Origin of the sequence: Agromyces bracchium (assembly GCF_009709675.1) — a bacterium.
GTDB lineage: Bacteria > Actinomycetota > Actinomycetes > Actinomycetales > Microbacteriaceae > Agromyces > Agromyces bracchium.
This window is the reverse complement of the sequence record NZ_WMLB01000001.1, coordinates 108,609-120,989: the sequence shown is the minus strand read 5'-3', so window position 1 is coordinate 120,989 and position 12,381 is coordinate 108,609. Positions and strand designations below refer to the sequence as shown.

Annotated in this window: 12 protein-coding genes; 5 read left to right on the top strand and 7 right to left on the bottom strand. The window is 72.7% G+C overall.

Annotated elements, in window-relative coordinates; genetic code table 11:
• The first annotated feature begins 234 nt into the window (after positions 1-234).
• The 3 genes from GJ743_RS00495 to GJ743_RS00485 all read left to right on the top strand — a co-directional run bounded on the left by GJ743_RS00495 (position 235) and on the right by GJ743_RS00485 (position 2,521).
• Entirely contained in the window at positions 235-1,164 is a 930-nt protein-coding gene (locus GJ743_RS00495) for a cation diffusion facilitator family transporter (RefSeq protein ID WP_155049976.1), read from the top strand.
• 89 nt (positions 1,165-1,253) lie between these two features.
• A complete protein-coding gene (locus GJ743_RS00490) occupies positions 1,254-1,619 on the top strand; it encodes a PadR family transcriptional regulator (protein ID WP_155049975.1) in 366 nt (121 codons plus the stop codon).
• Positions 1,619-2,521 carry a hypothetical protein gene (locus tag GJ743_RS00485; protein WP_155049974.1) on the top strand — a complete coding sequence of 301 codons (903 nt, stop codon included), beginning with the start codon at positions 1,619-1,621 and terminating at the stop codon, positions 2,519-2,521. Before GJ743_RS00490 ends, GJ743_RS00485 begins: the two co-directional genes overlap by 1 nt.
• A gap of 10 nt (positions 2,522-2,531) precedes the next feature.
• Here GJ743_RS00485 and GJ743_RS00480 read toward each other — a convergent pair whose 3' ends face one another.
• The 3 genes from GJ743_RS00480 to GJ743_RS00470 form a co-directional block, all read right to left on the bottom strand.
• The gene (locus GJ743_RS00480; RefSeq protein WP_155049973.1) at positions 2,532-2,780 is read right to left on the bottom strand and encodes a hypothetical protein; all 249 of its coding nucleotides are present in this window, start codon (positions 2,778-2,780) and stop codon (positions 2,532-2,534) included.
• A 148-nt stretch (positions 2,781-2,928) separates the two neighbouring features.
• Positions 2,929-3,525: a PepSY domain-containing protein gene (locus tag GJ743_RS00475; RefSeq protein ID WP_155049972.1), complete on the bottom strand. Its 597-nt coding sequence runs from the start codon at positions 3,523-3,525 to the stop codon at positions 2,929-2,931.
• The gene (locus GJ743_RS00470) at positions 3,522-5,264 is read right to left on the bottom strand and encodes an FAD-binding oxidoreductase (RefSeq protein WP_328288644.1); all 1,743 of its coding nucleotides are present in this window, start codon (positions 5,262-5,264) and stop codon (positions 3,522-3,524) included. The genes GJ743_RS00475 and GJ743_RS00470 overlap by 4 nt, the downstream gene beginning before the upstream one ends.
• 137 nt (positions 5,265-5,401) lie before the next feature.
• On the opposite strand from GJ743_RS00470, the gene GJ743_RS20040 reads away from it, so the two are divergent.
• Positions 5,402-6,535 (top strand): helix-turn-helix transcriptional regulator, encoded by a 1,134-nt coding sequence (locus tag GJ743_RS20040; RefSeq protein ID WP_328288643.1) that lies wholly within the window; start codon positions 5,402-5,404, stop codon positions 6,533-6,535.
• Positions 6,536-6,541: 6 nt separating this feature from the next.
• Here GJ743_RS20040 and GJ743_RS00460 read toward each other — a convergent pair whose 3' ends face one another.
• Positions 6,542-7,360, bottom strand: coding sequence for a DedA family protein (locus GJ743_RS00460; protein WP_376862012.1), 819 nt, complete (start codon positions 7,358-7,360; stop codon positions 6,542-6,544).
• Between the two features lie 225 nt (positions 7,361-7,585).
• Here GJ743_RS00460 and GJ743_RS00455 point away from each other — a divergent pair, with 225 nt between their 5' ends.
• Complete coding sequence (locus GJ743_RS00455; protein ID WP_155049971.1) at positions 7,586-9,643, top strand: NHL repeat-containing protein; 2,058 nt, start codon at positions 7,586-7,588, stop codon at positions 9,641-9,643.
• A gap of 55 nt (positions 9,644-9,698) precedes the next feature.
• On the opposite strand, the gene GJ743_RS00450 is transcribed toward GJ743_RS00455, so the two are convergent.
• From GJ743_RS00450 to GJ743_RS00440, 3 genes are read right to left on the bottom strand one after another with little or no spacing between them, the layout of a single operon-like run.
• Positions 9,699-9,929, bottom strand: a complete 231-nt coding sequence (locus tag GJ743_RS00450; RefSeq protein ID WP_328288642.1) for a DUF1653 domain-containing protein — start codon at positions 9,927-9,929, stop codon at positions 9,699-9,701.
• A 46-nt stretch (positions 9,930-9,975) separates the two neighbouring features.
• Positions 9,976-10,692 (bottom strand): response regulator, encoded by a 717-nt coding sequence (locus GJ743_RS00445; protein WP_155049970.1) that lies wholly within the window; start codon positions 10,690-10,692, stop codon positions 9,976-9,978.
• Entirely contained in the window at positions 10,685-12,340 is a 1,656-nt protein-coding gene (locus GJ743_RS00440) for a sensor histidine kinase (RefSeq protein ID WP_155049969.1), read from the bottom strand. Before GJ743_RS00440 ends, GJ743_RS00445 begins: the two co-directional genes overlap by 8 nt.
• Positions 12,341-12,381 lie beyond the last annotated feature (41 nt).

Genomic DNA, 12,381 nt, shown 5'->3' with positions numbered 1-12,381 from the left:
CCCCCCCCCGGCGTCGGCGAGGGCATGCGCGAGGCTCATGTGAGCTGGCGTGCACATGAGGAATCGCGAAGCTGTCCGCGGGTCGCGGGGTCGGTGCTGGTGCGCGTGCGGGTGCGCGTCGCCGAGTGCGACGCCATCCGTGTGACGGACCGGGCGGACCGGTCGGCCGCGGGTGAGAACGGGTCTCGTTCCCATCAACGGCGAGCCGCGCCATCCGTGCCTACGCTTGAGGGGATGGGACACTCGCACGACCACGCCGCCGACGCGCACGCCGCCGGCCGACGCCGCCTCGGGATCGCGATCGCGATCATCGCGGCGTTCGTCGTCGTGCAGGTCGTCGGCGGCCTGCTGACCGGCTCGCTCGCGCTGCTCGCCGATGCGGGCCACATGACGAGCGACCTGCTCGGCCTCGTCGTCGCGCTCGGCGCGGCGATCGTCGCCGCGCGGCCCGCGAACGACCGGCAGACCTACGGCTTCCGGCGCTTCGAGGTGTTCGGGGCGCTGTTCAACGGCGTGCTGCTCGTCGTCGTCGCGGTCGCGGTGACGGCGAGCGCGATCGGCCGGCTCGCCTCGGGTGCGTCGGGCGAGGCGCACGAGGTCGCGGGCGGCCCGATGCTCGTCATCGCGATCGTCGGGCTCCTGGCGAACGTCGCGGCGCTCCTCGTGCTGCGCGGCGGCGCGTCGCAGTCGATCAACCTGCGCGGCGCCTACCTCGAGGTGCTCGGCGACACGGTCGGCTCGGTGCTCGTGATCGCGGCGGCGATCGTGATCCTCGTCACGGGGTGGGACGCCGCCGACCCGATCGCGTCGCTCCTCATCGCCGGGCTGATCGTGCCGCGCGCGCTCGTGCTGCTGCGCGACGTCATGCGGGTGCTCAGCCAGTCCGTTCCCGCCGAGACGGATGTCGCGGAGATCCGCGACCACATCCTCGGCACCGACGGCGTGGTCGCCGTGCACGACGTGCACGTGTGGGCGATCACGACCGGCGCGCACATCTTCAGCGCGCACGTCGAGGTCGAACCGGCGGTGTTCGCCGAGGGCCGCGTCGGGGCGCTGCTCGACGAGTTGGGCGGATGCCTCGACGAGCACTTCGACGTCGAGCACTCGACCTTCCAGCTCGAGCCGTCGGGCCGTGGGCGCCACGAGTCGGCGACGCACGCCTGAACTCCGGAGGTCACCCTTGACGCTCGCCGGCGTCAGATGTATCGTGACGCGATATACCGCACTCCGATACATACCACGATCGAGGGACGATGAGCGCCGAGACCCAGCCGAAGGACCTGCTCCCGCTGACCGAGCCGGTCTTCCACATCCTGCTCTCGCTCGCCGATGAGGAGCGGCACGGCTACGGCATCATGCGCGAGGTGCGCGAGCGCACCGAGGGATCGGTCGTGCTCGCGCCCGGGACGCTCTACGGCGCGATCAAGCGGCTTCGCACGCTCGGGCTCATCGAGGAGGCGGCCACGCGGGTCGACCCCGAACTCGACGACGAGCGACGCAAGTACTACCGCATCACCGGCCTCGGCGAGCGCGTCGCGGCGGCCGAGGCCGCTCGGGTCGCGGCGCTCGCCCGCCAGGCGGCACTCAAGCGACTGCTCACGGGGTGGGGTGAGGCCTGATGTCCACGCCCGGCATCGAGGGGCGCCTGTTCGGGGCCGCGATGCTGATGCTGCCGGGAGAGTTCCGCTCCGAGTACGGGGAGGAGATCCGGGTGCTCGCCCGCGACACCGTGCGCGAGGCGCAGTCGCAGGGCGCCGGGTCAGCGCGGTCGGCGCGGAGGCGGATCGTCGTCGACCTGCTCCTGGCGGCGATGCGGGAACACGCACGGAAGGAGTCCGTCATGCACTTCAACCTCGCCGGCCTCGGAGCCGGCATCGCGACGGCGATCGGCCTGCCCATGGTCATCGCCAGCTACTCGAGCTACGGGTTCTGGGGTCTCGTCCGGCAGACCGGTGCGGTCGTCGGGTTCGACTCGAGCGACGTCGTCGTGCACCCGACGATCGTCCTCGTCGGAGCCGTGCTGACCGCGATCGGGCTCCTCGCGCTCGTGCACCGCCTCGCCACCGCCTCTCCGGCGGCCTCGTCGACGTTGCGCATCGCCGCCGTGGTCGGCAGTGCGATGGTCGGCCTCGGGGGCGCCGCCATGTTCGCGTACGCCCTGCCGACGGTCTCGGAGTGGCGGGGTGCGTTCGACCTCGTCGGCGGACTCCTCCTCGGTCCGGGCTTCCTCGTGATCCTCGCCGTCCTCATCGCAGCGGGCGTCATCGCCCTTCGGACGCGCGCACTCGGCGTGCTCAGCTTCGCGCCGCTCGCGGTCGCGGGCAGCCTGGTGCTGCTCATGGTCGTGGCACTGCTCGGATTCGCCACCGGCATGCCGATGGAGGCCTTCGTCCGCGGTCCCGCGATGGTCGTCTCCGTGTGGCTCGTCCCGGCGACGTCGGTCCTGCTCGGCGCGGCGCTCGCGCTCACGCCGATCCCGTCCGGCGCTCGGGTGCGGCGGAGCGAACCCCGCCCCGCGTGATCGGTCCCGGTCAGGTGGTGCGGCGCGAACCGCGCGCGGCCATGACCGCGCAGAGTGCGCCGATCGCCAGGAACACGGTGCCGAGCAATGCCCCGGTCACGCTCGGCCCGTCGTGGTCGATGAACAGGAACGCCGGTTCGGCGGCACCGGCCCCCCGCTGCATCCAGTAGCCGATCGACTGCACCCACGACAGGGCGCCGACCGCGAAGGCGGCGACGGCGCCGACGATCCACCACGTGCGTCCGTTGCGTTCGTTCATCTCGACCACCTCCACTGCGGCGGATGCCGCGTATCGGGTCTGGTCGAAGTGTATGTCGCTCAGCGTTATATCGCAATGCGATATAGAGACGGATGCCGCGAACCGGCCGCCCTCGAACGAGGACGACCGGCGCGCGGTATCCGCCTGCTCAGCAGGACAGCGACGGGTTGAACGGCGCATACAGGCCGCTCGGGTTGTGCTTGCCCGTCCAGACGTGGAGGTCGTAGTGCACCGGCATCTCCGGGTCGTGGCCGGGCATCGGCCCGTCGAACGCGACGGTTCCGAACACGGGCGTCGGCTGGCCGACATCCGGCTCGAAGAACTCGACGCCCCAGAACTCGAGCTCGCCCGAGGCCGACGGGCCGTACATCAGCACCGGCGGCCGCGTCGGGTCGACCGGCGCGCCCGGTGCGATGAGCGCGGGATTGATGAAGTGGATGCCCATGGCGCCGTCGGGGCTGCTCGAGCACTCGTGGGTGTCGACGTAGCCCTCGGCGAGCGCGACCTCGACGTCGTGGAAGCGCGCCGTGGCGGCGCGGACCTGCGCGACGAGAGCGGCCTGGCTCGCGTGGTCGGGCCGGGGGAGTTCGCCGGCGGGTGCGGCCTGTGCGGGCAGGGTCGGGACGGCGACGGCGAGTGCGACGAGCGCGCCGACGGCCGTGAGGCGACGGATGGACATGGTGGTGATCTCCTTCGGTTCGGTGGTGCCGGTGGTGGCGGTGTGGTCGGTGGTGGTGGGGGTCATCGGCGGTCGCCGATCGGGTGGGCGGCGGCGAAGACGCCGTCGGAGTCGACGGTGCGACGCACCTCGACGAGTCGTGCCCAGGCATCGGCGTCGAACCCGGTCGCGACGTCGACACCTCGGTCGGCGAAGTTGAGGAACAGGCTGCCGTTCGCCCAGGGAGCGAGGGCGGCGACGACCGAGCTCGTGACCGATTCGCCGATCGCCGCCATCTCGGGCGTCGGGGCGGGCGAGAGGGCGAACAGCGCATACGCGCCGTCGAGGCGTGCGAGAGCGCCGTGGCCTGGCCGGGCGAGCGCACCGCCAAGGTGGCGCAGCTCGGCGCAGATGAGCGGGATCTCCACGCCGGCGCCGGCGACCGCGACCAGAGCGTCGATCGCGGCGTCGGGCAGGTCGCCCAGCATCGCGTGGTCGCTCACGGAGGGGACCGGCCCCGGCGGGTCCATGTGCACGTCGACGAGGCCCGCGGCGGGCATTCGCCCGAACGTGTCGACCTCGGGTGCGAGGGCGCGGAGGGGCGCGAGGAGCTCCGCCGCCCGGTCGTCGTCCTCGAGGATCGCGCCGTCGATCACGACGAGGCTGCGACCGCTGAGGAACGGCGGCATCGCCGGGTCGGGCGGGAACCGCAGGAAGCGCAGCGACGTCGTCACGGATTCCGGCAGGTCCGCCGTCCACCGCGCCCACGCGCGGGCCACCTCGGATCCCTTCGACAGGTCCCAGAGCAGCATGCCGGCGACGACGTCGGGCACGGGGATGAGGTCGATCTCCACGGCGACGACGACGCCGAAGTTGCCGCCGCCGCCTCCGCGCAGGGCCCAGAACAGGTCGGGGCGATCGTGCTCGCTCGCGCGGACGACTGTGCCGTCGGCCGTCACGAGCTCGACGGCGCGCACGTGCGAGGACGCGAGCCCGTGTGCCCGGCCGTAGAACGACAGGCCGCCGCCGAGCACGTAGCCCGCCACGGCGACGTCGCCGGCGCTGCCGTGCAGCGCGGCGAGGCCGTGCGGGGCCGCCGCCGCGACGACGTCGCGCCACAGCGTGCCGCCGAGCACCCGGGCGGTGCGGGCGGCGGGGTCGACGCTCACGCCGGTCAGCTCGTGCAGGCGGACGAGCACGACGTCGTCGAGCGAGCCGGCGGCGAGCGCCGCGGCGCCGTGGCCGGTGCTCTGCGGTGCGACGCGGAGTCCGAGCGCGGTCGCCGAGGCGACGACGCGCGCGACCTCGTCGACCGTGCGCGGCACGGCGACGGCCGCTGGGCGCTGGACGACGGCGAGGTTCCATGGGACGGTCGCCGCCTCGAAGCCGGGGTCGCCGGGCAGGTGCACGGTTCCGGCGTCGCGGAGCGTCGAGGTGTCGGTGAGTGAGGGGTTCATGTCGGTCCTTCGGTTCATGGGACGGTTGGTGGTCGGTTCTCGGGTCGGCGTGGTGACCGCCACGTCCGCGGCGAGGCGCACGAGCATTCCCGGCACCTCGTGGCGAGCGGCGGAGACCCAGGCGACGACCGGCGCGGCCCTGCCCGTACCGAACCGCTCGAGCACGAGCTCGACCAGTTCCGACGCGGACCCCGGTTCGGTCGCGTGGATGCGCACCTGCGTCACCGCCCCGAGGCCCAGGCCGCGCTCGACGAGCGCCGCCTCGAGCCGGACGAGCGAGAGGCACAGCTGCGCGGTCGCGTCGTCGGCGTGCAGGAGCTCGCCGCGGTCGTCGACGGACCCGGTCTCGATGGTCGTGGTGGTGGTCACGACGGACATCGTGCGCGGCCGGCGACGGTCATCGGTATCCCGATCGGCCGGGAAATCGGCGACCCCAGCGGGCGGGGCCTCGCGACTCCCAGCGATCTGGGATACCGGTCGGGCCCGTCGAGGCGCATACTGAACGCGTGATTCCCCAGCTGACCGGGGCCCGCGTGCGGGGCGACCTCGACGTGCTCGCGCGCGCCGGGCTCGATCTCGACGACTTCATCGGCGAGGCGACCGACTCGGTCCGTCGCGCCGTGCCCTGGGTCGGCGCGTGCGTCGGCACCCACGATCCCGCGACGATGATGCTGACGAGCGCCCGCAAGTACGGTGCGCTGAAGGCGCACAACGAGCACGATCGGCTCTTCGGGATCATCGAGTACGGCTCCGAGGAGCCCACGTCGTTCCGGTCGCTCGCGGTGAGCGATCAGAAGGCGATCGGCATGCGGGCGACCGAGGCCGCCGAGATCGACCGGTCCGAGCGGATGACCCGGCTCATGCGTCCGCACTACGGATTCGCCGACGAGGCCCGCCTGCTGTTCCGCGACGGCACCGCCGTCTGGGGATGCCTCGCGATCTTCCGCGGCAGCGACGATCCGGCGTTCACCGCCGACGAGGTCGAGTTCCTGGGGTCGCTGTCCGAGGCGTTCGCGCGGGGCGTGCGCTCGGGCATCCTCACGCGCCTCGCGCACGATTCGATGCCGCTCGGCGAGACCGGCGGACCCGCCGTCGTCATCATCGACGCGAACGACGGGGTCGCGCAGATCAGCGTCGGCGCCGAGGAACGACTCGAGCAGTTGCGCGGCAACGCGCACGGCGGCGACCCGCTGAGCCTCGTCACCTCGCTCGTCGGCGCCGCGCGACGCACGCTCGCGTCACCCGAGGCGCCGCCCGCCCGCGCCCGGGTCCGGACCGCGTCGGGCGTCTGGCTGCTGCTGCACGCCTCGCCGCTGCGCGGCGCCACGGGCGCGACCGGCGACGTGGTCGTCACCATCGAGGAGGCGAGGCCGCCCGAGATCGTCTCGCTCGTCGTCGCGGCGTTCGGCCTCACCCAGCGCGAGCGCGACGTCACGCGCCTCGTGCTGCAGGGCGTCGAGACGAAGGAGATCGCCTCGACGCTGCACGTGTCGGCCTACACCGTGCAGGACCACCTGAAGTCGGTGTTCGACAAGGCCGGCGTCCGCAGCCGGCGCGAGCTCATCTCGCGGGTCTACTTCGACCAGTACGTGCCGCGCATGGGCGAGACCGTCGGCGCCACGGGGTGGTTCGCCGGCTGATCGACCTCAGCGCCCGTCGTGGGGCGGCCGGTCGTCGCCGTGGCCCTCGCCGTGGTGCGGGTGGTCGCCGTCGAGGTGCGGCGGGCGGTCGAAGACGTCGGGGTCGAGGACGAGCTCCTCGGCCTCCTCCTCGTCGGTCACGACGTCTTCGCCGGCGGCCTCGGCCTTCTTCGCCTTGCGGCGCTCGCTGAAGTAGTGCCACGCCGTGATGAGCGCGGTGCCGCCGACCGCGACGAGGAGGATCAGGTCGATGTACTCGCGCACGAGGTACGCGATCGGCGGGATGAAGCTGACCGCGTAGCCGAACATCGTCAGGCCGAAGCCCCAGATCACCGCGCCGATGAAGTTGTAGAGCGTGTAGCGGCCGCGGTTCATGTGGCCGACGCCCGCGGCGACCGGAGCGAACGTGCGCACGATCGGCACGAAGCGGGCGAGGATGATCGTGAGCCCGCCGAACCGTTCGAAGAACGCGTTCGTGCGTTCGACGTTCTTCACGCTGAAGAGCCCGCTCTCCTTGCGTTCGAACACCCTGGGGCCGCCGCGATGCCCGATCTCGTAGCCGACCTCGCCGCCGACGAACGCGGACAGGCCGATGAGCAGCGCGACGATCCAGACCGAGACGCCGAACACCCCGTTCGGCGGCACCAGCTCGGAGTTCGAGAGCAGGCCCGAGATGACGAGCAGCGTGTCGCCCGGCAGCAGGAACCCGACGAGCAGGCCCGTCTCGGCGAAGACGATGAAGCAGACCACGAGCAGCGCCCACGGCCCGGCGCCCTGGATGATCGTCTCCGGGTCGAGCCAGGGGATGAGCGCGGTGTGGATCACGGCGTGGTGCTCCTGTCGTCGGACGCGGCGGCGGCCGGCCTCGGTCGGCTGGGGTGTTCGAGCAGTCTAGCGAGCGGATGCCTCGTGGCGATCGGGGCAGCCCCCGAATCCGCCGTGAGGATGAGGTGCCGGCCGGCGGGCACGCCGGGCGGGCCTCCCGCCCTTGCGGATGGCCCGATGCCGCACTAGCTTGTGCCGCGTTGCCGAGACTTTGGGGGAAGTCCGATGCGCACGCCATTCGTCCTCGTCACCGCTGCGATCCTCGCGGCACCGATCCTCGTGGGTCCCGCGCCGGGCGCCACGGCCGCCGGGACCGACCTGCACGGCTCGCTGCAGACCGTCGCCGCGGGCGGCAGGCCCGGCGGCTGGAACGGATGGGAGGTCGCCGCCTCCGTCACGGGTCACGGCACGCCGGTCGCGACCGCAGCCGTCGACGCCGCGGGGGAATTCGATCTCGACATCGACGTGGCCGTGCCGACTGACGGCATCCTCTGGCTGGTCGCCAGCGCCCCGGTCGACGCGGCCCGACCCGACGCGCCGACCGCGGTGCTCGCGTCGGCGCTGCCGGGCATGCCCGCCGCACCGTCGGTGGTCGTCAACGAGCGAACCACAGTCGCGACCGCGTGGGCCATGGCGCAGTTCATCGACGACGACGGCATCGACGGCGCGGCGCCAGGGCTGCGCAACGCGGCCGGGATGGCCGCGAACCTCGCCGATCCGGCGACCGGCCGGGTGGCGGCGGTGCTCGCGAACTCGCCCAACGGCGACGAGACCTCGACCCTCGCAGCGTTCGGCTCGCTGACCGCTGCGCTCGCGTCATGCGTAGTCGACCCGTTCGGGCATCCCGGGGCGCACCCCGGCGGCACCTGCGCGACGATCATCGACATCGCCGGCGAGGCGGAGGACCCGGCGGCCCCATCCGACGTGTTCCGGGCGTTCGCCGAGATCGCACGCAACCCCGCCGTCGTCGCGCCGTCCCGGCTCTTCGAGCTCTCCACCCTCGTGCCGCTCTCCGGAGCGACTCCGGTGCTGACCCTGCCGCCCGCGGCGTGGACGCTCGCACTCCGCTTCGACGGCGACGGGCGCTCGCTCGACGGCCCGGGGAACTTCGCGATCGACCACGAGGGCAACCTCTGGGTCAACAACAACTACCAGTACCGGCCACAGCCCAAGGCGCCCGCGTGCGGCTCGGACGCCCTCTTCCGGTTCTCGCCGACCGGCGGGTTCGAGAAGTTCACCGGCGGCGGCCTCTCGGGAGCGGGGTACGGCATCGAGCTGGACGAGCGTACGGGCGAGGTGTGGGTGTCGAACTTCGGCTTCTCGGCGCCCGAGCCGTTCTGCACGAAGAAGCGGCAGCCGCCGCACGACACGGCCTCGCTGTTCAGTCCGGAGGGGGTGGCGCTCTCCGGGGCGGGCGGCTTCACCGACGGTGAGCTCGACTGGCCGCAGGGCATCGAGGTCGACTCGCAGCGATCCGTCTGGTTCGCGAACTGCCACGCCGACACGCTGACGCTGTACCCCGGCGGCGATCGCGGTGCGGCGCGAGCCGTTCCCGCGTCCGAGCTGCAGCTCGTGGAGCCCTTCGACGTGGTCGACAACGGCCAGCGCATCTTCGCATCGGGCATGGTGAATTCCGCGGTCCAGATGCTCGACTACGACGGGAACGTGCTCCCCGGGTCACCGGGTGCGAACGCCGCCTTCGCCAACCCGATGGGGCTCGCCGCCGACGGCGCGGGCAACGTGTGGGCGGCCAACTCGTTCCTCGTCGAGCTGCCGTGCCCGACGGTGCCGGGCAGTGGTTCGACCGAGCTCGACCTCTCCGGCGTGCTCGGCGCCGAGTTCGACGCGGTCGGCGCCTACACCGGCGTCGGACCGAACCCGTACCTCGGGTCCGTGGCGATGATCGCGCCCGACGGCAGCAGTGTCACCCGGTACGACGGAGGCGGCACGACGCTGCCGTGGGGGATCACGACCGACGGCGACGGCAACGTGTGGGTCGCGAACTTCGCCGGCAAGCGGCTGTCGGCCTTCTGCGGGGCGGATGCCTCGACCTGCCCGCCCGGCGTCGGCACGGGCGATCCCATCTCACCGGATCTCACGGGGTTCTTCTTCGACGGACTGGTGCGCAACACCGGTGTGGCCGTGGACCAGTCCGGTCACGTCTGGGTCGCGAACAACTGGATCGAGGTCCCGATACAGACGAACCCCGGCGGCCACGAGATCGTCGCCTTCCTCGGCCTCGCCGAGCCGGTCGAGGTCCCGGAACCGGACCTGGCGGGCTGAGCCGGTCGGGGGCGGCGCCGCCGTGAGCGGCGGCGCCGCGGCATCCGCTCGCCCCTCAGTCGACGCGCCGGAAGCGGGGGACGAGCCGGCCGTCGACCTCGACCCGCTCGGCGAACATGTCGGCCGGTCGCACCCACACGCCGAGGTCGCCGTAGAGCTGTCGGTAGACGACGACCCACTCCTCGGTCTCGCTGTGGCGGGCGAGCGTCAGGACCTCGTAGCGGGCGCCCTTGATGTGCTCGTAGGTGCCGGGGGAGATGGCGGGCGGCTCGTTCGGAGAGGTCACCGGTTCATCGTACGGAGCGCCGGGGCGGGCGTGAGGCGCGCCGCGCTCACCTCGGCCGGTACTCGACCTCGGGGCGGCCCGGCGTGCCGTAGCGGTTCGCCCGCTCGACCGCGCCCGTGTCGGCGAGGTGCTCGAGGTAGCGGCGCGCCGTCACCCGCGAGAGCTCGAGTCGCGCGGCGAGCTCGGCCGCCGAGACGCCCGTGCCGGTCGGTGCCGCGCGGACCGCGGTGCGGATCCGATCGAGCGTCTCGCGGGTGAGCCCCTTCGGCAGGTCCGACCCCGACGAGACCCGCAGCGCCGCGAACGACGCGTCGACCTCCTGCTGGTCGGTGACGATCGCCGAACCGACCCGTGCCCGGTAGTCGCGGTACGCGCCGAGCTTCTCGGCGAACGCCGCGAACGCGAAGGGCTTGATGAGGTACTGCACGATGCCGAGCGAGACGGCCGACCGCACGACGGCGGCCTCGCGCACCGCGGTCACGGCGATCACGTCGATCTCGATTCCGGCGGCGCGGAGGGCCCGGCAGAGCTCGATGCCGGTCGTGTCCGGCAGGTTCACGTCGAGCAGGATCAGGTCGATGCCGGAGATCGAGCCGTCGGGACGACGGGCGTCGCGGAGCAGTCGGAGCGCCTCCGCGCCGGTGCCGGCGAGGCCGGCGACCTCGAACCCGGCGACGCGGGTGGTGTAGGCGGCGTGCGCCTCGGCGGTCACCGGGTCGTCCTCGACGACGAGCACCCGGATCGGTGAGTCGGGCTCAGGCATCCGCGGCTCCCGGTCCGCCGGATCCGGCTGCGGCGGCGAGGTCGCGCGGAAGCGGGAGGGTCACCTCGAACCGGGAGCCGTCGACGCGGATGCGCCCGCCGAGACGGTCGACGGACTGGCGGACGAGCGCGAGGCCGATGCCCTGTCCGTGCCGTCCGCCGGCAGCGGCATCCGCCTTCCCCGTCACACCGAGGTCGAACACGCGCGCACCGGTGGCCGGCCCCGCCCCGCTGTCGGCGACCGCGATCACGAGTCGCTCCTCGCGGGTCGCGATCGACACGTCGATCGCGGGCGCGGCCGTGGTGCTCGCGGCGTCGAGCGCGTTGTCGATGAGGTTCCCGACGATGGTGATGGTTTCGCGCGGGTCGATCCCCGTCGCCGCGAGGCGTTCGGGGAGGTCGACCTCGAAGCGGATGCCGCGCTCACCGGCCTGCGCCGCCTTGCCGAGCAGGAGCGCGAGCAGCACCGGCTCCTCGACCGCGGAGAGCAGGCGGTCCGCGAGCGCCTGGCTGAGCGCCAGTTCGCTCGACGCGAGCTCCACGGCGTCCTCGGGCCTGCCCAGTTCGATGAGCGCGATGATCGTGTGGAGCCGGTTCGCGAACTCGTGCGCCTGCGAGCGGAGCGCGTCGGAGAGCGTCGTCATCGTCGCGAGCTCGCCCGTCAGCTCCTGGAGGCGCGTGTGGTCGCGAAGGGTCGTCACCGTTCCGACACGCCGCGCGTGCGGGTCGCCGGGGCGCGCCCGGGAGACGACGACGTCGCGATCGACGACGAGCACGTGCGTCGGCGTGATCACGATCTCGTCCACGACGGCGTCGGGTCGTGCCAGCACGTCGGCCACCGCCGGCGGGAGCCCGAGTCCGTCCAGCGGTGCCGGCGCCGTCCCCCCGACGCTCCCGCGGGTCAGCCCGAGCAGCTCCTGCGCGCGATCGTTCGCGAGCACCACGCGGTTGCGGTCGTCCTGCAGCACGAGCCCCTCGCCGATCGAGTGGAGGACTCCCTCGTAGTAGGCGAACATGCGGCTCATCTCCTCGGCGCCGCGGCCCCAGGTGACGCGCCGCAGGTAGCGGCTGAGCAGCCACGCGCCGAGCGCGCCGAGCGCGATCATGAGCGCCGCCGCGAGGACCACGGTGGCGATCCGCGCGCCGAGCGCGACCTGCGTGTTCGACACCGTGATGCCCGCCGACACGAGCGCGACGACGTCGCCGGAGGCATCCTCGATCGGGACGACCGAGCGCACCGACGGCCCGAGCGTGCCCGTGTAGGTCTCGCTGAACGGCTCGCCGTCGAGCGCCCGGTCGATGCTGCCGAGGAACTCCTGCCCGATCTGCGACGGATCGGGGTGCGTGTAGCGGGTGCGGTCGGGCGCCATGATCGTGATGAAGTCGACCTCGGCCTCGCGCATGACGTCGACCGCGTACGGCTGCAGCACGGCCGGCGGATCGTCGGCGCGCACGCCGTCGACCACGAACGGGTCGTTCGCGATGGTCTGGGCGATCGCCATCGACTTCACGGCCGCGTCACGCTCGACGTCGGCGCGCGCGTCGGCCCAGATGAGCGCGACGGCGATCGCCGCGAGGGCGACGATCACCGCCAGCTGCAGGGCGAAGAGCTTCGCGGCGATGCTCCATCCGCGCACCCATCGCACCATGTCCACCTCGCAGGCGTCGTCGTCTCGTCACACCCTACGGC